The 24,121-nt window shown below is 56.6% G+C and carries 22 protein-coding genes; 20 read left to right on the forward strand and 2 right to left on the reverse strand.

Features of this window, described 5'->3' with window-relative positions:
* Positions 1-704 precede the first annotated feature (704 nt).
* Positions 705-2,045, reverse strand: a complete 1,341-nt coding sequence (locus BM152_RS17360; protein ID WP_158527969.1) for an aminotransferase-like domain-containing protein — start codon at positions 2,043-2,045, stop codon at positions 705-707.
* Positions 2,046-2,158: 113 nt separating this feature from the next.
* On the opposite strand from BM152_RS17360, the gene BM152_RS17365 reads away from it, so the two are divergent.
* The 7 genes from BM152_RS17365 (at position 2,159) to BM152_RS17400 (ending at position 9,090) form a co-directional block, all read left to right on the forward strand.
* Complete coding sequence (locus tag BM152_RS17365; RefSeq protein ID WP_066598817.1) at positions 2,159-3,463, forward strand: hydroxymethylglutaryl-CoA reductase, degradative; 1,305 nt, start codon at positions 2,159-2,161, stop codon at positions 3,461-3,463.
* Positions 3,464-3,489: 26 nt separating this feature from the next.
* Positions 3,490-4,527, forward strand: coding sequence for a TRAP transporter substrate-binding protein DctP (gene dctP, locus BM152_RS17370; protein ID WP_066598818.1), 1,038 nt, complete (start codon positions 3,490-3,492; stop codon positions 4,525-4,527).
* A 76-nt stretch (positions 4,528-4,603) separates the two neighbouring features.
* Positions 4,604-5,095 carry a TRAP transporter small permease subunit gene (locus BM152_RS17375; protein ID WP_066598820.1) on the forward strand — a complete coding sequence of 164 codons (492 nt, stop codon included), beginning with the start codon at positions 4,604-4,606 and terminating at the stop codon, positions 5,093-5,095.
* Entirely contained in the window at positions 5,095-6,417 is a 1,323-nt protein-coding gene (locus BM152_RS17380; protein ID WP_066598823.1) for a TRAP transporter large permease, read from the forward strand. Before BM152_RS17375 ends, BM152_RS17380 begins: the two co-directional genes overlap by 1 nt.
* Positions 6,418-6,420: 3 nt before the next feature.
* Positions 6,421-7,272 carry a hydroxymethylglutaryl-CoA lyase gene (locus BM152_RS17385; RefSeq protein WP_066598825.1) on the forward strand — a complete coding sequence of 284 codons (852 nt, stop codon included), beginning with the start codon at positions 6,421-6,423 and terminating at the stop codon, positions 7,270-7,272.
* A gap of 1,161 nt (positions 7,273-8,433) precedes the next feature.
* Positions 8,434-8,625 (forward strand): hypothetical protein, encoded by a 192-nt coding sequence (locus tag BM152_RS17395; protein WP_066598827.1) that lies wholly within the window; start codon positions 8,434-8,436, stop codon positions 8,623-8,625.
* Positions 8,626-8,751: 126 nt separating this feature from the next.
* Positions 8,752-9,090: a hypothetical protein gene (locus BM152_RS17400; RefSeq protein WP_074914579.1), complete on the forward strand. Its 339-nt coding sequence runs from the start codon at positions 8,752-8,754 to the stop codon at positions 9,088-9,090.
* A 492-nt stretch (positions 9,091-9,582) separates the two neighbouring features.
* Here BM152_RS17400 and BM152_RS17410 read toward each other — a convergent pair whose 3' ends face one another.
* Positions 9,583-10,326 carry a FadR/GntR family transcriptional regulator gene (locus tag BM152_RS17410; protein ID WP_066607480.1) on the reverse strand — a complete coding sequence of 248 codons (744 nt, stop codon included), beginning with the start codon at positions 10,324-10,326 and terminating at the stop codon, positions 9,583-9,585.
* A 231-nt stretch (positions 10,327-10,557) separates the two neighbouring features.
* Here BM152_RS17410 and BM152_RS17415 point away from each other — a divergent pair, with 231 nt between their 5' ends.
* The 13 genes from BM152_RS17415 to BM152_RS17475 all read left to right on the forward strand — a co-directional run.
* Complete coding sequence (locus BM152_RS17415; protein ID WP_066607478.1) at positions 10,558-11,802, forward strand: branched-chain amino acid ABC transporter substrate-binding protein; 1,245 nt, start codon at positions 10,558-10,560, stop codon at positions 11,800-11,802.
* 96 nt (positions 11,803-11,898) lie between these two features.
* Positions 11,899-12,840 carry a branched-chain amino acid ABC transporter permease gene (locus tag BM152_RS17420; RefSeq protein WP_066607489.1) on the forward strand — a complete coding sequence of 314 codons (942 nt, stop codon included), beginning with the start codon at positions 11,899-11,901 and terminating at the stop codon, positions 12,838-12,840.
* Positions 12,841-12,844: 4 nt separating this feature from the next.
* Positions 12,845-14,071 carry a branched-chain amino acid ABC transporter permease gene (locus BM152_RS17425; protein ID WP_066607476.1) on the forward strand — a complete coding sequence of 409 codons (1,227 nt, stop codon included), beginning with the start codon at positions 12,845-12,847 and terminating at the stop codon, positions 14,069-14,071.
* The gene (locus BM152_RS17430; RefSeq protein WP_066607474.1) at positions 14,068-14,820 is read left to right on the forward strand and encodes an ABC transporter ATP-binding protein; all 753 of its coding nucleotides are present in this window, start codon (positions 14,068-14,070) and stop codon (positions 14,818-14,820) included. Before BM152_RS17425 ends, BM152_RS17430 begins: the two co-directional genes overlap by 4 nt.
* Positions 14,817-15,533 carry an ABC transporter ATP-binding protein gene (locus BM152_RS17435; RefSeq protein WP_066607472.1) on the forward strand — a complete coding sequence of 239 codons (717 nt, stop codon included), beginning with the start codon at positions 14,817-14,819 and terminating at the stop codon, positions 15,531-15,533. Before BM152_RS17430 ends, BM152_RS17435 begins: the two co-directional genes overlap by 4 nt.
* Positions 15,534-15,546: 13 nt before the next feature.
* The gene (locus BM152_RS17440) at positions 15,547-16,041 is read left to right on the forward strand and encodes a VOC family protein (RefSeq protein ID WP_074914588.1); all 495 of its coding nucleotides are present in this window, start codon (positions 15,547-15,549) and stop codon (positions 16,039-16,041) included.
* Positions 16,038-16,778 carry an SDR family NAD(P)-dependent oxidoreductase gene (locus BM152_RS17445; protein WP_082715443.1) on the forward strand — a complete coding sequence of 247 codons (741 nt, stop codon included), beginning with the start codon at positions 16,038-16,040 and terminating at the stop codon, positions 16,776-16,778. Before BM152_RS17440 ends, BM152_RS17445 begins: the two co-directional genes overlap by 4 nt.
* Before the next feature lie 82 nt (positions 16,779-16,860).
* On the forward strand, positions 16,861-17,637 hold the full coding sequence (locus BM152_RS17450; protein ID WP_066607467.1) for an SDR family NAD(P)-dependent oxidoreductase: 777 nt from the start codon (positions 16,861-16,863) through the stop codon (positions 17,635-17,637).
* Between the two features lie 12 nt (positions 17,638-17,649).
* Positions 17,650-19,842 (forward strand): alpha-ketoacid dehydrogenase subunit alpha/beta, encoded by a 2,193-nt coding sequence (locus BM152_RS17455; protein ID WP_066607465.1) that lies wholly within the window; start codon positions 17,650-17,652, stop codon positions 19,840-19,842.
* Positions 19,843-19,853: 11 nt separating this feature from the next.
* On the forward strand, positions 19,854-21,089 hold the full coding sequence (locus tag BM152_RS17460; protein ID WP_066607463.1) for a pyruvate dehydrogenase complex dihydrolipoamide acetyltransferase: 1,236 nt from the start codon (positions 19,854-19,856) through the stop codon (positions 21,087-21,089).
* Positions 21,090-21,091: 2 nt separating this feature from the next.
* Positions 21,092-21,892, forward strand: coding sequence for a shikimate dehydrogenase family protein (locus BM152_RS17465; RefSeq protein ID WP_066607461.1), 801 nt, complete (start codon positions 21,092-21,094; stop codon positions 21,890-21,892).
* Positions 21,889-23,358 carry an NAD-dependent succinate-semialdehyde dehydrogenase gene (locus tag BM152_RS17470; RefSeq protein ID WP_066607458.1) on the forward strand — a complete coding sequence of 490 codons (1,470 nt, stop codon included), beginning with the start codon at positions 21,889-21,891 and terminating at the stop codon, positions 23,356-23,358. Before BM152_RS17465 ends, BM152_RS17470 begins: the two co-directional genes overlap by 4 nt.
* Positions 23,359-23,363: 5 nt before the next feature.
* Positions 23,364-24,121: FAD-dependent oxidoreductase (locus BM152_RS17475; RefSeq protein WP_139222535.1), on the forward strand; the 758-nt coding region annotated here is incomplete at its 3' end.

The following is a 24,121-nucleotide window of genomic DNA, read 5'->3' on the forward strand; positions in this document are numbered from 1 at the left end:
GTTTTGCATGCCGATAAAATTCATCGCAGCAGCGTTTCTGACAGGGTTGAAATGTTTACCGAGCGTTAAATGTCTCGCGTGCGCTAGAACCTAAATCGAAGGGCCCGTTTTTAGCCTCCAGAATTGTTTTCTTCATTTTTGAAATTTCCATGTTTTGGGGTGCAGGTTTCTTGCTTTCATCATAAATGATCGCGCTTGAAAGGCCGCCTGGAAAGTTTCAAAAACGAGCGGGAAATTGTGGATAAGTTATTGTTTTTATGTGTTTAGGAAAAACTTTATGAGAAAATTTTTAGGTTGGTGAAGAAAGGTTTCTCATCGGTTTTGTGTGATCCGGTCAGCCAACAGAAAATCCGGATTTTCCATTTGGTGTTCTCGTTGACGGAGGGAGAGGATTGTCAGCCGAAGGAAGGGAAACAGAGATCTAGATGTATGGCAAAGCGTTGGTCGCCGCCTGAAGGTGCGAAGTTCGTCTCCGGATGCGTCGGTGCGTTGGCGTAAATCCGATAATGACGAAGAGTTTCGAAAATATATTCGGCGAGATGAGTGGGAAACCTTTTTGCCTGAACTTGTGTTTCGTTAAGGGCAATGGCGAGAGTGAATGCGGGGCAGGGGCGGTTTTCGACGGCTCGTCGTTACTCGGTTTCATTCGCGTGGTTATAGTTTCTCAGAAGGGCAGTCCGGATGTACGTTCAGTGACAGCGCATTCAAAATAATGAACGCAGGAAGGTATAGAACCTGCTGTCATTCACTCGGCTCCAGTTTACACGCATCGCGGGTGCGCCTGCGTATTCCTCCACTCTGAATAGAGAGCCTGGGGCGAGGAATATGCCTTGTTCCGAGGCCGCCTTGGCTACCTCTATGTCAGAGGCCCCCGTTGGGAGGGGGAGCCAGCCGTATAGGCCTTCGATCGGTTCAGGGTCGAGGTTAAACCCGATGCGCTTCAGGTGTTCGATACTGGCGTTCCGTTCCATGGCCAGACGTTTGGAAAGGCGTTGACACTGTTTTTTATAGCGGCCTGAACGCATGATGTTGGCGATTAAGCGTTCCGTATGGCTTGAGCTATTGACCGTTAGGACCATTTTGAGTTCTGCTAGGCTCTGGGCGATGCCAGGTTCGGCGATTATGTAGCCTGAACGGAACGTCGGCGTCAGAACTTTGGAGAACGTCCCAATCTGGATCACGCGATGAAAAAAATCCAGCGAGGCGAGCCGAGTTCCGGAAATGCCCGGGACGTCAATGAAGGGATCGTCGTCAACAATGAGCATGTTGTGGCGTTCGGCGACCTTCAGGACGGAATGTGCAATTGGCAGATCAATAGAAAATCCCGTGGGGTTTTGTGCAAGTGATTGCGTGAAGAAAAGATGCGCAGAATGCTGCTTGGCGGCACTGTCGAGTGCGTCGCAGTCTGGTCCGTGGGGGCCGCGCGGGATGCCTATGACATTGACACCCGCGAGCTTCAATTTGGCGAAAAGCGGATAATATCCCGGATCATCTACCAGCACCGTCTCTCCAGGACGGCAGAAGCGGCGGATAACAAGGTCGAGAGCGTGATTGGCGCCAAAGGTTGTAACAATCTGGTTTGGTGACACACTGATCCCCACGTCAAAGTGAGACGCGGCAACGTATTCGCGTAGGGTGGCCAATCCGTGCGGTGTGCCATAGCCACCTTCGCCTGTGGCAAGAGACACGGAAGGCGCTGAGTTCAACAGCCAGCTTTCCGGTGGGCGCCCGTCTCCAACGAGGACGGTATAGGGGCGGTCCAGCTGTGCGCGCAGTAGCGACACACTGTCTCGAGCCTCGCGTAGGTTGGCGGGTTCGGCGGTGGTTGCAACGGCGTGCGCTACGAAAAAACCGGCACCATGGCGGGAATGCACAAGACCGTTTGCGACGAGGAGATCATAGACCGCAACCATCGTATTCTTCGACGCGCCAAATTGTTCGACGGCACGTCGAAGGGACATGAGCTTGGTTCCCTCACCGAGTTCACCGCTCTTAATCTGGTCGCGCAGGATGTTGTAAATGCGATTTGTTTTCGTTTGAACCATACGAACTGCCTCCATGTTTGATATGGTACAGTGCGGAAAAATTTACCACAACTGTACCAAGACAAATTCGCTAGAATCGACAATCGTCGCGCAGAAGATCAGGAGGAGACCCCATGACAACCAGCGCGAAACCGAATCCATCTGCTGTAAATTCTCGGATCGAGGGAATGCGGGATATGGAACCTGCCGAACGTCGCGATGTGATTGCGGCCGCGTCCGGGATAGATGCGACGAATGCCGCCGCTTTGTCGGGCGACAGCAGCCTACCGTTGACCATCGCAAACGGGATGATCGAGAATGTCATCGGGACCTTTGAACTTCCTCTCGGGGTGGCCACGAACTTTGTCGTGAACGGCAAGGACTATCTCGTGCCGATGGCGGTCGAGGAGCCATCCGTGGTCGCCGCCGCCTCCTATATGGCCAAAATCGCGCGTGCGGGAGGGGGCTTCCATGTAAGCTCCACCGCGCCGATTATGCGGGCGCAGGTACAGGTGATCGGCACGGGTGATCCGTTCGGGGCGCGTGCGGCATTGCTGGCGCATCGCGAAGAACTAATCGAAATGGCCAATTCCAAGGATACCGTTTTGACGGGGCTTGGTGGAGGCTGCAAGGATATCGAAGTGCATGTCTTCCCGGATTCGGCTATCGGGCCGATGGCGGTCATGCATCTCTTGGTCGATGTGCGCGATGCCATGGGGGCCAATACCGTCAACACCATGGCTGAAATGCTTGCGCCACGGGTTGAAGAAATTACCGGCGGCACCGTGCGTTTGCGCATTCTGTCCAATCTGGCCGACAAACGTGTGGTCACGGCAAGTGTGCGTGTTCCGACGGATGCTCTGAAGACGAAAACTCTGGCTGGCGCTGACGTTGCGCGCGGTATTGTCGAGGCTTGCGAGTTGGCGATCATTGACCCCTACCGCGCCGCGACCCACAACAAAGGTATCATGAATGGTATTGATCCCGTTGTCGTGGCGACAGGAAACGACTGGCGCGCGATTGAAGCGGGCGCCCATGCCTATGCTGCGCAAAGCGGGCGATATACCTCGTTGAGCCGCTGGGAGATCGCACGGGACCGCGCATTGGTGGGCACTCTGGAACTGCCGATGGCAATGGGCATCGTGGGCGGCGCAACCCGCACGCATCCTGCTGCACAGGCAGCTTTGAAACTGATGGGCGTAACGGGGGCGCAGGAGTTGGCGGAAGTGACCGTCGCTGTCGGTCTTGCCCAAAATATGGCCGCGCTGCGTGCGTTGGCAACCGAGGGAATTCAACGGGGTCATATGACCTTGCACGCGCGCAACATCGCCATTACCGCGGGTGCTCAGGGAGGCGATATCGACCGGGTGTCCAAGGCTATCGTCAAGGCAGGGGACGTGACGGTCGCTCGCGCCAAACAGGTGCTGGAGGGCATCTGATATTCAATCTTAAGGGAGGAAAACTAATGACAAATTCTACTCGACGTAACGTGTTGCGCCTTGGCGCAGCTGCTCTTGCCGCGCCAGCGGTTCTAGCTTCGGGCACTGCTGCGCGCGCGCAGGGGGTAACCAAGTGGCGGATGCAGGCGCTTTGGGGCGGCGGCACGACGCCTATGATGTATGAAGAGAAATTCTGCGCCCGCGTGGCCGAACTGACGGGCGGCTCGCTGGAGATTACCCCGTTTGCAGGTGGACAGATCGTTCCTTCTGCGCAGGCGTTTGATGCGGTGCGCGGTGGGGCTTTTGAGATGATGAAGACCTACGACGGATACACGGCGGGCAAAATCCCAGCCCACGGATTTTCCTCGACGGTTCCGTTCGGGTTCCCCGAAGCGGATCAATATGAGGCGTGGTTCTATGAGCGTGGCGGTCTGGATATGGTGCGGGAAAGCTATGCACCCGCTGGCCTGACTTATGTGGCCCCGACGGTTTATGGCGAGGAGCCCATCCATTCGCGCGTGCCTGTGCGCACCATTGCAGATTTTGATGGTCTGAAAGGGCGTTTCGTTGGTTTGGCTTCCGCCGTTATGGCCGATTTCGGTGTTTCGGTCTCGCCGCTACCGACATCCGAGGTCTACTCGGCGCTGGACAAGGGGCTGATTGATGTTGCCGACCGTGGCGATATCAAGGCCAATTACGAGGAAGGGCTGCACGAGGTTGCCAAATATTTGATCCTGCCGGGGGTGCATCAGCCGACCACGGCGACGTCCTATGTTGCCAATACGCGTGCATTCGAGACTTTGGACGATCAGCAGAAAGCCGCGCTTGCGGTTGCTGCTCGTGAGATTTCCGGGTCGCTGCGTCAGGATATTCTGGTCGCGAACGGCGAGTATCTCAAAAAGTTCCAAGATGCTGGTGTCGAGATCATTGACCTTGATCCCGAAGATATCGCTCAGGCGCGCGCCAAAGCGGTTGAATCCTGGAAAAAGGCCGCAACTGATGAGCTTTCCACGCGCATGATGGAATCCCAAGTTGCGTTGATGCAGGAATTGCGTCTCCTTTAATCCCAAATGCAGCGTCCCGCCACCCCATATCCTGATATGGGGTGGCGGGGTGTGTGCTACTTTCGCGGAGATTTAAATGATTTCACTCGCCCGTCGTATCACAGCGCTGAACCGCGGCCTGTTCGCGCTCGCCAAGTGGCTGATCTATGCCATTGTCCTTTTGATGCTCTGGGAGGTGTTATCGCGCTATGTGTTCTCCGCGCCGACATCATGGGCGCCTGAACTGGCGACGCTGATTTTCGGGCCGTTCTTTCTTTTGGGCGGGCCGTATCTGCTGCACCTCGGTGGGCATGTCGCGGTTGATGTGGCTTCGGCCCATGCGACGGGCCGGCTTGCGGTTCTGCTGAAACTTGCGGGCCTGTTTCTGGCCGCCGTATTCGGCGCGATCCTGCTGTGGTTCAGCGTGCCTTTGGTGATGCAATCCTTTAGTTATGGGGAAACAAGCTATTCCGCGTGGAACCCGATTGTCTGGCCTGCCAAAGCCTTTTTGCCGCTCAGTGCGATATTGTTGATTCTACAGGCATTTGCTGACGCAATTACCGCCATTGCCGAGCCGGAGAACGTCTAATGGAAAGTTCCTTCGTTCTCCTATTCATGTTCACATCTCTTATTGCCTTCATGCTCAGTGGGGCAGGGCTTGCCTTTGTGCTGGGCGCGATTGCCTTTATCTCGACCATCCTGCTGTGGGGGCCTGCTGCGCTGATCGTGACAGTGCTCAATACTTTCGAGACCATGACATCGGAATCGCTCATGGCGATCCCGCTCTATGTTCTGATGGCCTCCATTCTCCAGAAATCCGCCATTATCGACGCGCTCTATGATGCGATGGAGGCGTGGTCGGCTCGCCTTAACGGCGGTTTGGCCGTTGGTACGATCATCATTTGCACGATCCTTGCTGCGATGACGGGCGTTGTTGGTGCGGCGGTGGCGGCCATGGGTATCCTTGCTTTGCCGTCGATGTTGTCGCGTGGTTATCACCCGCCGCTTGCCTTGGGGGCGATCTGCGCAGGGGGCACTTTGGGAATCCTGATCCCGCCCTCAGTTGTGACCATCGTCTACGCAATCACGGCACAAATCTCGATTGGACAAATGTTCGCTGCTGGCATTGTTCCGGGCCTCATTCTAGCGGGCAGCTACATCGCTTATATTCTCATCCGCACATGGCTCAATCCGTCCTTGGCCCCGATCCCTGACGATATCGAGGATCTCCCGCTTGGTGAGAAACTCGGCAAACTGAAAGCCCTTATTCTACCTGCCTTCGTGGTGTTCGGGGTGCTTGGCTCCATCTACACAGGGATCGCCACCCCGACGGAGGCCGCCGCGGTCGGCGTCTTGGGGGCCGCTATTTCCGCACTCGTGACGCGCCGTCTGTCGTTTGAAATGTTGTCTGGCGCGGCGACAGAAACCCTGCGCGTCACCGCGATGATCCTTTGGATTACCATAGGTGCAAGGGCGTTTATCTCCGTGTTTGTCGCGACGGGCGGCGCAGATTCTATTCTCGGGTTTGTCGAGGGGGTCGAGGCATCACGTTGGGTTGTGTTGGGTGTGATGGTTCTGGTGCTGATCTTTCTGGGTCTGTTTCTGGACGAGATCGGGATTATCCTGCTCTGCGTGCCTGTCTTTTTGCCGATCATCATAGCGCTTGAGTTCGATCCCTTGTGGTTCGGCGTACTGTTCATGATCACTGCGCAGATGGCCTATATCACGCCACCATTCGGCTACACGCTCTTCTATCTCAAAGGGGTGCTGCCGGAGGGGATCGGCATCGGGCAGGTCTATCGCGGGGTTATTCCGTTTTTCTTCATTCAGGTTGTTGTTCTGATCTTCTTTGCGATCTTCCCAGGTGTTGTCACATGGCTGCCTGAAGCTCTAAGTCAGGTTGGGAAATAGGCGATGACGGAACGGGTCACTATTTTCGAAGTCGGGCCGCGTGACGGCTTGCAAAGCCTTGGACTTCAGGTGCCGACGGAAACGAAAGTGGCCTTGATCGAGGCGTTAAGCCGCACGGGGCTGACCAAGATCGAAGCAACGAGCTTTGTCAGTCCCCGATGGGTTCCGCAAATGGCCGATGCAGCCGAGGTCATGGCTCAGATCACGCGCATACCCGCGGTGTGCTATTCGGCGCTTACGCCCAACTTGAGGGGTATGGAGGGCGCTATTGCGGCACGCTGTGACGAGGTGGCGATCTTTGCGTCTGCCTCCGAGGGGTTCAGCCGCGCCAATCTAAACTGCTCCATCGAGGAGAGCTTTGAGCGCTTCACTCCGATCATGGAACGCGCCCGCGAGGTCGGGATACCCGTGCGTGGCTATCTCTCTGCCGTTATCGCCTGCCCCTATGATGGGGGGGTCGCACCGCAGACTGTCACACGTTGGACCGCGAAGCTGCTAGAGATCGGATGTTATGAAGTGTCCTTGGGGGACACCATTGGTGCTGGAACGGTCGAGACGCTTGACGCGATGCTTGATGTTCTGTTGGACGAGTGCCCTACAGACAAGCTTGCTGGACATTTTCACGACACCCACGGAAATGCGCGTGAGCTTGTGGCTACCGCACTTGAGCGGGGGCTTCGGACCTTCGATGCCTCCGTTGCCGGATTGGGCGGATGCCCCTATGCGCCAGGGTCCAGAGGGAATATCGACACACGTCTGGTGATGGAGGTCTTGGAAGCGCAGGGGTTTTCGCATGGTGTGGATCGTGATGCTCTGGTCCAAGCTGAGCAGATCGCGCAGGGCATCGTCGGATAGTGCTTTGGTCCGTTTAGGATCGTGTCGTGACTGATGGAAGCTCCTGTTGCTCATACGAGCGAGAAGATTTGTTCGTATGACATTTTACAAAGAAGAAGACCACTTTGATCAACCTCCTGAAACCTCACCATGCAATTGGAAAGTATGAGCCAAGGACACAGGCAGGTCGACATGTCAGGAACAACATCGAGGGGCGTCGTGTCGCCATCGAGCACAATCCCGCCACGGAGCTGTTGATGGGCACCCCGGAGCTTATGGTTTTGACGTTGAGGGCAGGCATTACGGCACAAGCACAGGTATTCTGTCTCGACGCTGTCTTTTGCTCCGGAAGATGTATCCGTTGTTGCTTTCAATGGCTTCGACCCAGAGGTGAGACGTGACGTATGCAAAGCGCTCGGATTGTTTTTCGAAGTTGCCTATGCAGGCATTCCAACATGGGCGCGTTTGCGGCCGCTGATCGGGACGCACACGCACACGGGACGCTTAGAGGTGAATATACTCATGCCGCGTGTGGTCACAAATGCTGCGGGCAGAGTGCGGGCCTATAATCCTCATCCGCCGGGGGAGCGTCATCGGAGAATCTGGGATGCCTGTCGCGATGTTTTAAATATGCATTTTGGCTAGGCCGACCCTCTCGATGAGTCCCGTCGGCAAATGACGAAAGCTTCGAACCTGGTCATAAAACAACAGCGCGAAGCGACACGATCTGGTGGCCGCGTGCCTGATGATCCCGGAAGAAGTGTGCGCGGGATGGCGGAATGTTTGGTGGAGTGGGGTGAGCTGGAGAACAGGGGGCAGCTGGTGAATAACATCATCAGCGAAAGTGACAGCCATCTTATCCCGACTAGAAAAGTAAGGACACCGTCACGTTCTATAATCGCGAAACGAGTGAGATGGTCCGCCTTGGCGGCTTCTATTTTTCCGATGCATTTACAGACGGCAATCTGCTCACGACTAGAAAGATGGATGAATACGGTGTCTCCCGCCGCGCTGAGCTGGCCGCAAGCCCAACAGAACTGGGCGAAGCTATAGCGAGGAGAGCAATCTCCAATTCAGCCAAGTATGGTCACGCTGTTCAACATGAGTTTGACCCTCTGGAGATCCTGAGCGGACCTAGGCCGCAATGGCCCTTTGACACGATATCCATGAAAGGAATGCAATATGGCACAAACTTTAACTCCGTTAGAACAGCAACTGGCCAGGCAACTAGAGAAATTGACGGCAGAACAGGCGGGTCGCATCCAGGACCTGGAAGATCGGGTCGCGGAGTTGGAAAAGGAGCGCAAGGCCATGCGGCGGATGCTCGACTTTTTCGATGCGCTCAACAGCCCGCAACCGTCTTCGGACGGCTGAGGTCATATCTGTTGGATCTCGCCAACAACTTGCGACATCGCCAGACCCGGATGCTTTTGGTGCAGGGCTTGGCCCGCGCGTCATCTGCAGACTGGAAGACTATTACAAAAAGATTGGAGGCATTGAATGACCGAAACTTTACATCCCCAAGACTGGCCGGATCTTCTGGTCGAACTCCGCAAACTCACAGCGCTGATCGAACCGCTGCAAAAAATCATGGCTCAGGAAGAAGCGCCGGCCCTCTCCGAGCGAGTGGATCAATTCGTGACGGAAATCAGCCTGATCCGCGAGCAGATGGAGCGGGCCGTGGCCGCACTCGAAGCGGATACCGAGACGCGGGAAAGGGTGCAGGCGCTCACCTTGGAAATGGCAAACCAAAAACAGCAGATGGCACGAATGGAAGCAGGAATTGCCAGAGTGCTGCGCCTGATGGGAGAGCCGGTGCAGAGCAAGCAGGTGCGTTGACGCGGGGAGAATTGATTTCCAGCGCGCGGAAGGCTGCTCGCAAGCAGGGCGTTGCCACTCTTCGCTTGTCGTTCGTGAAGCGTGATGGCCAGCAGTGGTTGCGTGCTGAGGCGGATGGCGTGGAAACATTCTTTGATGGGAGCTGTGAGGTGGAGCTAGATCGGAGCGCGGCGTCTGTTTATGCTGATCTGCAGCCGGAGCCGTAAGGTGCAACGTGCCCGAAATTTAGTGACCATCTTTTATACATAAGAAATATATTATGCGGGATTGCGGGCTTGGGCAGTGCTAGCGATTCTGTATCTGATAAATTCCCGGCTTTTTCAGCGACAGTTTTCCGTCAAGCAGGCGGCTTAAAGGCGGCAATAGCGGTTAGGGTCGGGGGGCTGTGCTTGTACTTAGTTTAGAGACAAGTTTTTTCCGCTTTGCGGGATCATTTTTCTGTTCTCAGAGATGAATGGTTTCGACGGTATTATGTGAGGGGCTCTCGGGTTGTCATGCCAGATACGTGCGAATGCGTTGGGAAGCGTTTTGTAGATGCCGAGCTGCGGCGACTGCGGCGCGTTCTTCATCGCCTTGCTCGATAGCTTTATAGATTTCTTTGTGTTCATCTTGCACCGCATCTAGAAGTTCTGAGTGGTTGGTCTTTGTATTGCTCCGTGCTTGCCGAATAATGTTCCGCGCACTGGCCTCTAGATGCTGGCAGAGGGATATAAAATGTTGGTTGTGCGTTGCTGCGACGATGGATTGATGGAACTGGTAATCTTCCTCATCGCCAAGACGGTCGCTAGCAATAGCATATTCCATGCCAATCAGAGTACGTTTGATTTTTTTTAGGTCCTCTGTTGTGCGCCGACGTGCCGCGATCCGAGTGGCGGCAACCTCAATGGTGATGAGGAGTTCCATTGCCTCTTCCAAGCGTGTCAAATCCGAAACGGAAAACTTTTTAAAACGGAAGGCATTGGTTGAATTTGGTTGTCTGACATACACACCGCTACCTGCGCGTGCTGTGACCAAACCATCGGATTTTAATTGGGAAAGTGCCTCGCGAATGACGGCCCTGCTTACAGAATACTGGGCGCATAAATCGCGTTCAGATGGAAGCCGGCCGCCGACCGGAAGTGCTCCGGAATTGATTCTATTGATGAGGTCTTGTGCAACTTCATCCGGAAGGTGGCCATTGCGCGCGGGCGTGTCTGTATGCGGAGTATCTGTCGGGGCTTGGCGGGTTTTGGGCATTCTGTTTTCCTTTGTAAAACGATTATACCTGATTGGACTGATAGGTAAATAAAAAATTTTTATAAATAAAATCAAGTATATAGATAAAATATGAAGTTGATTTTTGTAAAAATACGTTAATTCAAAAAAATTGGTCTGATAGGTTGTTGACTGGTATGTCCGTCTGTGTAATCACTTTGCTACCAGAAGAGATGGAGGGTCTCTTCTTGATAAATTGTCTGGGAGGACAGTATGACATTTAGAAATTTCGCACGCAGTACTGCTGCTATGATGCTCGTATTCAGTGCGGCGTCTGCTGGTGCAGAGCCGTTGAAAATCGCGCTTGTTGAAACTTTGTCTGGTCCGCAGGCTTCGACGGGGCTGCTTTACCGCGATGCAGTGAAATATCAGATCGGCAAAATCAACGAATCTGGCGGGTTCGGCGGTGAGCCGATCGAACTGCTCGAATTCGACAATCAAGGTGGTCCAGTGGGCGCCGCCGATCGTGTACGTGCCGCGATTTCCGAAGGCGCAGACGTGATTCTTCAGGGCTCGTCGTCCGCCGTGGCCGGTCAGGTGACCGAAGATGTGCGTAAATACAATTTGCGCAACGCCGGCAACGAAGTGCTTTACATCAACTTGGGCGGCGAGGCTATGGAGCTGACTGGCGCCAAATGTCACTACTATCATTTTCGCACCAGCCCGAACGCCGCGATCCGTGTCAATACTTTGCTCGACGGCATGAAAGAGGCGGGTGTTTTGGGCGACAATGTCTACGCGATGAACCAGAACTATTCCTGGGGTGTCGATGTGCAGGACAACACCGTGGGCGCCGCCGAGCGTCTAGGCTTCACCGTCGTGGAGCAGACCCTGCATGACGTGAATAAGATTCAGGACTTTTCGCCCTACGTGCAACGTGTGCAGGCCGCAGGCGCAGACACGGTGATCACCGGCAACTGGTCCAATGACCTGCTGCTTTTGATGAAAGCTTCCAGCGGGGCAGGTCTTGATGTGCGCTTTGGTACGGCCTTCCTCGATCAGCCGGGTAACATCGGCAATGCCGGTGCTGTGGCTGAGGGTCATTTCCTCTCTGCGCCTTTCAACGCGGAAGTTAACCCGGAAGAGACCTCTGCCTTCATGGAGGATTACAAAACCGTAACCGGTCACTATCCGAGCTATGTCGAACCGACTACGGTTTTCGGTCTGATGCTTCTGGGTGAAGCGCTCAAGATCGTTGAGCCGACTGAAGACGGGTTGAAAGCCGCCGAACTTGCTGTTGCACTTGAAAATGCCACCGCTGAAACGCCGATGGGTCCGATCTCGATGCGTGCCGACGACCACCAGATCATTCAGCCGATGATCGTTCAGAAAGTCAGCACCGAGGCGAAATACAAGGCCGACGACACCGAATTCGGATTTGTCCCGATTAAAGTGATTTCTGCTGTCGATGCGGAACAACCGGTGCAGGATAGCTGCAAAATGAAACGTCCGAGCTAACCTCGGATACTCCACTTACACACGAAAAGCACGTTGTGATCGGGGCCCTCGGGCCTCGGTCAAGGCGCCGCTATACCTATGCCAATGGAGGTCAGTGTGGACCAGATACTCTTCGCTTTGCTCAACGGCACCATCTACGGGCTCTTGCTCTTTATGGTTTCCGCCGGTTTGACGCTTATCTTCGGGATGATGGGGGTTTTGAACTTCGCCCATGCGTCCTTTTACATGCTGGGGGCTTATTTCGCCTACACGCTTCAGCCTTTGACCGGGTTCTGGTTGGCGATCATTCTGGCTCCGATCCTTGTGATGGGCGTAGGTATTCTGGTCGAGCGCTTTATCCTGCGCCATGTCCACGAACACGGCCATGCGCATGAATTGCTTGTTACCTTTGGTCTGTCAGTGGTGATTGCCGAAATGATCAAGATGGTCTACGGCAAATTCGCGGTGGATTACCGACTACCGGCCGAGTTGAACTTTGCAGCCTTTTCTTTGTCAGGCATCGACTACCCGTTCTATCGCCTTTTTATGGGTGGAATCGCCATCGGGATGTTCATTGCGATCTATCTTTTGTTGACGAAAACCCGTGTGGGAATTGTCGTGCGTTCCGCCATTTACCGTCCGCAAATGGTCGAGGCGTTGGGCCATAACGTACCTATGGTCTTTATGGGGGTCTTCGGTATCGGAGCGGCTCTGGCGGGGCTCGCAGGTGCTGTCGCGGGAGCTTTCTACACAACCAACCCGAACATGGCCTTGGAACTTGGCGTCATGGTGTTCGTGGTTGTCGTAGTTGGCGGACTTGGCTCCATGGGCGGTGCTATGGCGGCGTCCTTGTTGATCGGTATCACTAACTCTTTGGCGGTCGGTAGCGATTTCCGCCTCGCAGATTTGATGACATGGGTTGGCATGGGTGGCTTTGCTGAGGAGGTCGGGGGACTTCTGACAATGCGCATGTCCAGCCTCGCTGCAACCCTGCCGTTCTTCATCATGCTTTTGGTACTGGTGCTGCGCCCTTCAGGGCTGATGGGCGAGAAGGAATAAGCTTATGAAATTCGGACCTTTACTACTTTTGATTACGGTCGCAGTGCTGATCGCTCTGCCGTGGCTCGTCTCCGGCTCCATGCTCAACGCTGCCGTGCAGATGCTGATTTCCGCGCTCTTTGCTATGGCCTTTGGGCTGTTGTGCGGGCAGGCAGGGATGCTGAGCTTTGGCCATGCCGCTTACTTTGGTGTCGGTGCGTTCGCTGCTGTTCATGCGATGAATGCCTTTGGGGGCGAGGGGCTTTTGCCGACGCCGCTTTTGCCGCTAGTCGGTGGGGCAACTGGTCTTATCAGCGGGCTTTTGGCAGGGTATTTCTCTACCAAGCGAACGGGCGTGTATTTCGCCATGATCACATTGGCACTAGCCGAGCTGATGCACGCCTTGGCACCGCACCTCAAAACTGTCTTTGGCGGAGAGGCGGGTGTGTCCTCCTTCCGTATGCCGGCTTGGGGCATTGGCTTTGGCACTCTTAATGACGTCTACTTCCTCACGCTCGTGTGGACGGTTCTTTGTATCGGACTTCTCTATCTCTTTAGTAAAACCCCACTCGGGCGTCTGGCACTTGGTCTGCGGGAAAACGCGCATCGGTTGCGCTTTCTGGGTTACAACACTCATGCTTTGGGCACGCTGATTTTCGCCGTCTCCGCCATGTTTGCGGGCATCGCCGGTGCGCTTCAGTCGATGAATATTGAAGCTGCCAACTATGTTGTGCTCGAATCTCACATCTCGACGGCGGTTGTTCTCAACAGCTTCATCGGCGGTGTACGCGTCTTCCTTGGTCCGGCAATCGGGGGCGCAGTGATGACCTTCTTCGGCCATGTTTCCTCCGATCTGACACGGGTCTGGCTTTTGTATCAAGGAATCATCTTCGTACTCGTCATGATGTTCTTACCGCGCGGGCTCGTGGGAGAGCTGGTCGAACGTATACGCAACCCTAGTGGAGACGGCATTGCCCACACGCTGAGCACGCTGCTGATGCGTCTTGCAAGCCTTGCGATTACAGCTTTTGGTGCCGTTTTCCTGATCGAGTTCTTGCAACGGTTCCTATCGCCTGAATACCGCGCCGGTGTCACGGACGGCAACTGGCCGGACATCTCGCTTTTCACTTATGACTGGTCGCCGCTTTCCATGAGCCCTTGGGCCTTTGGCCTCGGTCTCTTCGGTATCGGCATCGCGCTGGTCACCATGGTCAACCGCCGCGTCGCGGCTCGCAAGGAGGCACAGGCATGAGCGATCCTATTCTGTCTTTGCAACATGTTCACAAGTCCTTTGGGGAGGCCCATATCATTCGGGATGCCAATCTCGATGTGATCCCCGGCGAACGCCATGCGGTGATCGGGCCAAACGGGGCGGGCAAATCGACGCTGTTCCACCTCTGCTCCGGCCAGTTCGCGCCATCTGAGGGCAAGATACTTTTGAATGGAGACAACATCTCTGGGCTGAAACCGGCGGAGGTCAACCGTCGCGGTCTGGCGCGCTCGTTCCAGATCACCAACATCTTTCCCGGTGTGACGGTCTTCGAAAATCTGCGTTTGGCGGTGATGCGCAAGCATAACCTGCAATTCGTGTTCTGGCGCTCCGCCGCGCGGCTGCAGCAGGTCAACGAGGAGGTCGAAGATCTTCTGATCAAAATCCGGCTCACGGATCGTGCCCAGACGCTGGCCAGCCAGCTCTCTTATTCCGAGCAACGCTCGCTGGAGATTGGCATGACACTGGCCTCCGATCCGCAGGTTATTTTGCTCGACGAACCGATGGCGGGTATGTCGCATGAGGAAACTGATTACACAGCCGGTCTGATCCGAGAGATCACTGAGGGCCGCACGCTTTTGATCGTCGAGCATGATATGAGCGTTGTTTTCTCACTGGCACATCGCATCAGTGTGCTAGTCTATGGCGAGATCATCGCCACCGGCACGCCTGAGGAAATTCGCGGCAACGTCCGCGTGAAAGAAGCCTATCTGGGTGAGGAGGCGGCATGAGCGAGTCCATAATCTTGTCCGTCGAGGGACTGCACGCCCATTACGGCAAAAGTCACATACTGCATGGCGTCACCTTCGATGTGGCCCGTGGCGAGGTGGTCAGCCTTCTGGGCCGCAACGGCTCCGGGCGCTCAACCACGATGAAATCGATCATGGGGCTGGTCCCGCCGAGCGACGGCCATGTGCGTCTCGATGGCGTCGACCTGGCCGGCCAACGCAGTTTTGAGATCTGTCGCCGGGGCATCGGTTATGTACCGGAAGAACGCGAGATTTTCCTCAACCTCACTGTTGACGAGAACCTTGAAATGGGCCGCCAAAGCGGGCCGGAGGGTGCGCCGAGATGGGACGTCGAACAGATGTTCACCTACTTTCCGCGCCTGAAAGAGCGTCGCAACACCCGCGCCGGTAGCCTCTCAGGCGGCGAGCAGCAAATGCTCACCATGTGTCGCTCGCTCTTGGGTAATCCTCTGGTGATGCTGATCGACGAGCCGACCGAAGGTCTCGCGCCCAAGATCGTGACTGTCGTCGGCGAGGTAATCGCTGACATCAACAAGCATGGTGTCTCTGTGGTCTTGGTGGAGCAGAAACTCACCATCGCTATGCAGGTGTCGCACCGGGTTTGTGTCATGGGCCACGGCCAGATCGTTTTCGAAGGCACGCCAGAGGAATTGAACGCCAAGCCGGAGATCACCGACGAATGGCTCGCGGTGTAAAGGAGAACACGTCATGACCAGGACAATGAAAATGACCGCACCGATGGAAATGGGGCTGACCGTTCGCGATCTGCCCAAGATGCTGGCGTTCTATCAACAGGCCTTTGGCCTCACGATTGTCGCCGATGTGACCGTACCCGCCGAGAAGGCGGATGTGGCCGCACTCAGCCGAGGCGCTTACCGTGTTGTACGCCTGCAAACCTCTTGGGGCGAGCGGATCAAGCTCTTGGCGCCCGAGATTGCCCCCGCCGCGCGCCCAGCACTGAGCGAGCATATTCTGGACCGCCACGAGGCCATGTATCTGACCTTCATCGTTGACGATCTGCGGGGCGTGGTAGCCAAAGTGGTCGCGGCGGGGGGCATTCTGATGACAGGCGATGAGCCTGTCGAAGTCCGCCCCGGCACTTTCCTTGCCTTCCTGCGCGACCCGGAGGGACATATCGTCGAGATCGTCGAATATGCTGACATTACCGAGTATCGCGCCGATCTTGCAGAGGTGTCGGCATGATGTTTGATTTCACTAACCGCACCCTGGTCCTCACGGGTGCGAATGGCGGTATCGGTCGCGCCGTAGCTGAGCTGTTCCACGCTGCAGGCGCCAATCTCGTGCTGGCCGATCTCGACGACGACGCATTGGCGAAATTTGCCGCTACGCTCACCTCTCCGAGAGGCGGCAAGGTTGAAACTCTGGCCGTGGATGCTGCGAACCCTGACGACGCCGACCGGCTCATCGCAGTGGCGGCCAAGCTGGGCGGTATCGACTGTCTGGTGCCTTCTGCGGGCATCTACATGGCCGAGCCTTTCTCAGAGATGACAGACGCTCAATGGCGCCGCACCCTATCCATCAATCTCGATGGTGTCTTTTACCTCACCCGCCGCGCGGTCGAGCATTTGAAAGCCGGATCGTCCATCGTCAATCTGAGCTCACTCGCGGCCCATCGCGGTGCCAAGATCAACGCGCATTACGGAGCTTCGAAAGGCGCGATCAGCGCCATGACGCGTGCGCTGGCGAATGAGTTGGCGCCCAAAACGCGGGTCAATGTGGTTGCACCCGGAGTTATTGACACGCCGATGACGCGCGAGTTGATCGCGATACGGGGAGACGACACGCTGCGCCAAACGCCTATGGGGCGGACCGGCAAAGCATCTGAGATTGCTACCGTCATCGCGTTTCTCTGCAGCGAGGCGGCAAGCTTTGTGAACGGCGAAACACTGCACGTCAATGGCGGGCTGTATATGAGCTGACAAGCCACGAGGATCAAAAGTACATTTGTTTTTTTAACCCGGCGACCGAGGAGGTTCTGTCCGGGACCGGAGGAGGATTATTATGACTACCACGTTCGATTTCAGCGGACGCACCGCGCTTGTGACTGGCGCAGCTTCGGGCCTAGGTCTCGCCATGGTGCGTGCTTTTGTGGGCGCGGGCGCCAAAGTTGTGCTCTTCGATCTTGACGAAGACAGCGTGCGGGCGGCGACAGACACGCTGAACGCAGATCACCCCGGCCGGGTCACTGCGCTTGCTGGCTCTGTTACCGATCCAGCGGCAGCTTCTGCTGCTTGTGAAGCTGCAGTCGACTTTGGTGGACGGCTCGACGTGGTGATGAACAACGCGGGGATTTCCGGCAATGCGCCCTCGCTCGAACTCGATGAGGCGACTTGGCGCCGGGCCATTGACGTCAATCTCAGCGGTGCGTTTTTCGTGGCTCAGGCTGCCGGTCGCGTCATGGCCGAACAGGGCGGCGGCGGCATCGTTAACACCGCCTCCATGTATGGTGTCGTCGCCGCTCCTGAGCGTGCCGCCTATTGCGCCGCAAAGGCGGGTGTCGTGGCGCTCACCAAGGTTCTGGCCATTGAGTGGGCCGACCGCAATATCCGCGTCAACGCCATAGCGCCCGGCTACGTGCGCACCGCTCTGACCGAAACGCTCGCAATCCAAGGCCGTCTCGACCTGGGCGCCCTCAATGCGCGGGTGCCCGCCGGACGTCTCGGCACGCCCGAGGAAATCGCCGCCGCCTCTCTGTTTCTCGCTTCGGACACCTCCTCCTATGTGACCGGCCAAACGCTGGTCGCCGATGGTGGTTGGTCCTCCTACAGCTATTTGTAAAGGACACTTATCATGCCGATCTATAACGATCTGACGCCGAAGGCATTTTGGCGTAACATCAAAGCCTCTAAGGAGGATCGCACGGAGCTTGACCCCATTGTGGGGCGTACCATGCTGAGCCAATTACACCTCATTCGCGCTTTTGAGGAAAAGGTGCTCGATCTTGCGGGGCAGGGGCTTGTGCATGGCCCTGCGCACTCCGCGATTGGACAGGAAGGCGGTGCGGTGGGCTCCGCCATGGCGATGCGTTGCACGGATCAGGTGAACGGTTCGCACCGCGCCCACCATCAGTTCCTCGCCAAGGCGCTTGCCTATGCTACCCCCGAAGGGATTGACCCGGAAAAGAGTTTTGGAGAGACGCTACGGCATCTTTCGAAACGCACATTGTCGGAAATTCTCGGTCTGTCCGAGGGTTTCTGCAAAGGACGCGGCGGCTCGATGCATCTGCGTTGGGCGGAAAGCGGCAACCTTGGCACCAACGCCATCGTTGGCGGTGGAGTGCCTATGGCGGCAGGGGCCGCTTGGGCGCATAAACAGGCGGGCAAGGGTGATGTCGTCTACACTTACTTCGGCGACGGTGCGATCAACATCGGCTCGGTTCTCGAGACCATGAATATCGCAGCAGCCTGGAAACTGCCGATCTGTTTTTTTATTGAAAACAATCGTTATGCCGTCTCTACTCATGTCGAAGAAGTCACCGCCGAGCCTCGTCTTTCGGCACGCGGTCTGGCATTTGGCATCCCCGCGCTTAAGGTTGACGGCATGGACACGCTCTCGGTCTATTTGGCCTCCGAGGAAGCCAACAAGATCATGCGGGCAGGCGAGGGGCCGGTGGTGATCGAGGCCGATGTCTACCGCTATTTCCACCAAAACGGCGCGCTTCCCGGCTCCGCTTTCGGCTATCGTAGCAAGGAAGAAGAACAGAAATGGCGGGAGCGCGATCCACTTGACGCCATGGCGCGTGATCTGATGGAACGCCAGATCATGGGCGCGCAGGGCATCGAAGACCTGCGCGGACAGGCACAAAGGATGATGGAAGAGATCGCGGACGAACTGATCGAAGAGGTAGACGGTAAACGCCGCATTAAACCGGTGCTGTGGCCCGAAGAAAGCTTCCGCGATTTTGGCCTGCGTGGCGATTTATCGGAATTTGATGGTGCTCGCTTTGAAGAGCAGGAAGCCTTTTCCGGCACGCTCAAGGACAATGTCAAATTTATCGATGTTGTGGCAGATGTGATGCAGCGCCGAATGGAGACGGACGAGCGCGTCGTCGTTATGGGGGAAGATGTACACCGTCTGAAGGGCGGCACTAACGGTGCCACGAAAGGCCTATCGGACAAGTTTCCGGATCGTTGCCTAGGCACGCCGATTGCCGAGAACGCTTTCACGGGGCTGGCAGCAGGCATGGCCTCTGACGGACGCGTGCGTCCGGTGATCGAATTCATGTACCCAGATTTCATGTGGGTGGCAGCTGATCAAGTTTTCAACCAGATCGGAAAAGCGCGTCACATGTTTGGCGGCGATAATGCTATGCCTTTAGTTTTGCGTACAAAAGTTGCGATGGGCACTGGCTATGGCTCGCAGCACTCGATGGACCCCGCGGGCATTTTTGCGACCGCGCCGGGTTGGCGCATCGTCGCACCCTCGACGCCATATGACTATGTCGGGCTCATGAATGCGGCGCTTCAGTGCCAAGACCCGGTTCTGGTGATCGAGCATGTCGATCTCTACGCCTCGAAAGGAGTCGGTCCGGCCGATGACCTCGACTACATGATCCCGCTTGGCAAAGCAAAAGTGGTGCGCGAGGGCACGCGTGTCACCGTGCTGACCTATCTCGCCATGGTTACAAAGACCCGTGACGTGGTTGAGCGTCTGGGCATTGATGCCGAGATTATCGACCTGCGTAGCCTCGATCGCGCGGGGCTCGACTGGGAGGCTATTGTGGCCTCTATCGAGAAGACCGGAAATGTGTTGATTGTCGAACAGGGTGCCTCTGGCACCTCCTATGGTGGCTGGCTCTCCGATGAAATCCAGCGCCGTTGTTTTGACGCACTCGATCAGCCGATCAAACGGGTGCATGGCTCTGAGGCATCGCCGAGCATTTCCAAAGTGCTCGAAGCGGCGGCTTGCACGCGTCTGCAAGATATAGAAGCGGGGCTGCGCGAAGTGATGGCCGATCAGGGCCTGCCCCTAGCGGCGGAATAAGGAGAGAATTCATGCCTAAAGAAATCATATTACCCTCGCTCTCCGCCGGAATGGAAGATGCGGTGATCGCCAATTGGCTCAAGGCCGAGGGCGAGGCTGTTAAGGCCGGAGAGACATTAGCTGAGGTGGAAACCGAGAAGGCGACGATGGAGTTCGAAGCTGATGCCGACGGGGTGATAGGCAAGATCCTCACCCCCGCCGGAGAACGCGCCGATGTGAATGCGGTGATTGCGGTCTTGTTGCTCGACGGTGAAGACGCCTCCGTTCTCGACGGCTACGCGCCGGGTGGATCCGCGCTTGCTGAGAAAGTCGAAGCACCTGTTGAAGCACCAAAAGCAGAAGTAGCACTTGCGCTGAAGCCTTCGGACAAGATCGCGGCCTCGCCGCTCGCCCGCAGAATTGCAACACAGAAAGGCGTCGATCTGTCAGGGCTCTCTGGCTCCGGCCCGCGTGGCCGCATCGTGCGCATTGACGTGGACCGCGCTGCGGAAGCCGGTGTGGATGCGCCCGTTGCCGCGAGCCCCGTTGCTGCTGCCACTGCGCACAATCTCGCAGGCATCGGAGAGTTTGAGGCTATACCCCATACCGGCATGCGCCGCACAATCGCGCGGCGTCTGCTTGAATCGAAAACCACTGTGCCGCATTTCTACCTTGATGCCGATTGCAATATCGAGGCGCTCTTGGCGCTGCGCGCACAGATCAACGAGAGCCGAGAGAAAACGGAGCGTATTTCTGTTAATGATTTCATCGTCAAAGCTGTAGCCAACGCGCTGGCGAAAGTGCCTGCGGCTAATGCGATCTGGACCGATGAGGCGGTGTTGCAACTCAAATCCATCGATATTTCCGTTGCTGTTGCGACTGACGGCGGGTTGATCACACCCGTGTTGCACAAGGCCGATCAAAAGAGCCTCGGTACACTGTCGTCGGAGATCAAAGCGCTTGCAGCCAAAGCCCGCGAAGGGCGTCTGAAGCCCAACGAGTATCAGGGCGGTGGCTTCTCTGTGTCGAACCTTGGCATGTACGGAGTCAAGAGCTTCGCCGCGATTATCAACCCTCCGCAGAGCTGTATCCTTGCCGTGGGTGCCGCAGAGAAACGCCCTGTTGGTCAAGGCGATCAAATCGTTCTTGCCCCTGTGATGAGCGTGACTTTGTCCGTAGATCACCGCACAGTGGACGGGGCTGTGGGCGCGCAATGGCTTGCCGCCTTTAAAGAGGGCATTGAGAACCCGATGTCTCTGTTGGTGTAAAGATGATGATTACCGGACACACGAAAACTCTGGCGATCCTCGCCGATCCTGTCACTCATGTTCGCACGCCGCAGGCGCTCAACGCGAGGTTCGCGGCGGAGAGCGTGGATGCTGTTTTGGTCCCGCTCGAAGTGCCGCCCGCTGCGCTTGAATTTATACTCAAGGGTCTCGCGGGCGCGCGTAATTTTGCGGGCGCGGTGGTCACTGTGCCGCATAAAACGGCTGTGCCCGCACTCTGCGATGCGCTCAGCGCGCGCGCGGCGGCGGCGCAAAGCGTCAATGTCATCCGGCGCAAAGCGGACGGGTCGCTTTACGGCGATATTCTGGACGGCGAGGGTTTCACGCGCGGTTTGGAACAGGTGGATGTAACGCTTAGCGGTAAGCGCGTGTTTCTCGCGGGGGCAGGGGGCGCGGCGAGTGCGATCGCCTTTGCGCTTTCGGAACGCGGCATCAAGGCGCTGACCATCGCGAACCGCTCCATTGACAAGGCGGAGGCTCTTATTACGCGGCTGGCGGCGCATTTCCCCGATGTGGAGTTTGCCGCGGCGACGAACCCTGCCGGGCATGATATCGCGATCAACGGAACCTCTTTGGGGTTGAAGCCAGAGGATGGGTTGCCCTTCGATCCAGATGCGCTCGACCTCGGCACATTGGTCGCCGAGGTCATCATGCAGCCTGTGATCACGCCGCTTTTGCGCGCGGCTGAGGCACGCGGTTTGACGATCCATCCGGGGCATCACATGTTGGAAGCGCAGTTGACGGAGATGCTTCGGTTTCTAACACATGAGGAGGAAGAAAAATGAGTTTTACGCTTGATGACCTGCGCGCCACCGGGCTTTTGCGCGATGCCAATCTTGTTGCTGGAGAATGGGTCGAAGCCGATCCCGCCGCTAGCATTGCCGTGCGCAACCCAGCTGATGGTTCATTGATCGGTTATGTCCCGAAACTTGACCGAGACGAGGTCGCTAAGGCGGTCGCAGCCGCCGAACAGGCGCAAAAGGGTTGGGCCGCGCGCACCGCGAAAGACCGTGCGACGGTTCTGCGCAAATGGTTTGATCTGATGATTGAGAACCGAGATGCATTAGCGCAAATCCTGACACTGGAACAGGGCAAGCCTCTGGCGGAAGCCGCAGGTGAGATCACCTATGGCGCAAGCTTTGTCGAATGGTTCGCGGAAGAGGCGCGTCGAATTTATGGAGAGACTATTCCCGGTCACCAGCCCGACAAACGCATCCTCGTGATGAAGCAGCCCATCGGTGTTGTCGCTGCAATCACGCCGTGGAATTTCCCCAATGCAATGATTACGCGCAAGGCTGGCCCTGCCTTCGCCGCGGGCTGTGGCATGGTGTTGAAACCGGCCTCGCAAACACCCTATTCTGCTATAGCTCTGGCGGTTCTTGCCGAGCGTGCGGGGCTACCCAAGGGCCTCTTCAGTGTGATCACTGGATCAGCCGCGCAAATCGGCGCGGAGCTGACTGAGAACTCGGTGGTGCGCAAGCTGACCTTCACCGGCTCGACCGAAATTGGTGCGATGCTATATGCGCAATCAGCGCCGACGATCAAGAAACTAGGGTTGGAACTCGGCGGCAACGCGCCGTTTGTCGTGTTTGATGACGCCAATCTCGACGCCGCCGTCGAAGGCGCGCTCATTGCGAAATTTCGCAACAACGGCCAGACCTGTGTCTGCGCCAACCGCATCTATGTACAGGACGGGGTCTATGACGCCTTTGCTGACAAACTCGCCAAAGCGGTTTCTGAACTGCGCACCGGCAACGGTATGGAGAGCGGGGTCGACCTTGGCCCGTTGATCGATGAGAACGCTTTAGAGAAAGTGCAAAGCCATGTCATTGATGTTGTTGAAAAAGGCGGGCGGGTGCTTGCGGGCGGCAAACCGCATGCTCTAGGCGGCACCTTCTATGAACCGACGGTTCTGGCTGATGTGACGTCTGAGATGGCGGTCGCGCGCGAGGAAACCTTTGGCCCAGTCGCGCCGCTGTTCCGTTTTTCGGATGAAGCGGAGGCGATCCAAGCTGCCAATGACACCGAGTTTGGCCTTGCCTCCTATTTTTACGCCCAAGATATGGCACGGATTTTTCGGGTCTCGGAAAGGTTGGAATACGGCATGGTTGGCGTCAACACCGGGTTGATCTCCACCGCCGAAGCGCCCTTTGGCGGAGTCAAAATGTCTGGCCTGGGCCGTGAAGGCTCACGCCATGGCATCGAAGATTTCCTTGAATTGAAATATGTTTGCTTGGGAGGCATCGCATGAGTGGAATGGTGCGGAAGTTCGATCTCGTCGTGATCGGCGCTGGCCCGGGCGGGTATGTGGCCGCCATTCGTGCGGCGCAACTTGGGCTGAAAGTGGCCTGTGTTGAGCGCGAGAACCTCGGAGGAATTTGCCTGAACTGGGGCTGTATTCCGACGAAGGCGTTGCTGCGCTCGGCGGAGATCTATCACCAGATGCACCGTGCCAAGGAATTCGGTCTGTCGGTGGAGGGGGCGTCCTTTGATCTTGATGCCATCGTCAAACGCTCGCGCGGGGTCGCGGCGCAGATGAACGGCGGGATCAAAGGTCTGTTCAAAAAGAACAAAGTGACCGCGATCATGGGCGAGGCGAAGATCGCCGCCAAAGGCAAGGTTGTGGTCAAAACGGAGAAGGGCGAAGAGACGCTTACCGCCAAGAACATCATCGTCGCGACCGGCGCGCGTGCCCGCGAATTGCCGGGGCTGGAGGCCGATGGCGATTTGGTCTGGACCTACCGCCACGCGCTCGTGCCGACGCGGATGCCGAAGAAACTTCTGGTCATCGGATCCGGCGCGATTGGCATTGAATTTGCCAGCTTCTACAACACCTTGGGTGCGGATACGACCGTGGTTGAAGTGATGGACCGTGTGCTGCCTGTCGAGGACAAGGACATTTCCGCCTTCGCCAAGAAGCAGTTCGAAAAGCAGGGCATGAAAATCCTGCAAAAGACCACGGTGAAGAAGCTCGACCGCGCGAAAGGCAAGGTCACGGCGCATTTCGAAGCGGG

Source organism: Celeribacter halophilus (assembly GCF_900114135.1).
GTDB lineage: Bacteria > Pseudomonadota > Alphaproteobacteria > Rhodobacterales > Rhodobacteraceae > Celeribacter > Celeribacter halophilus.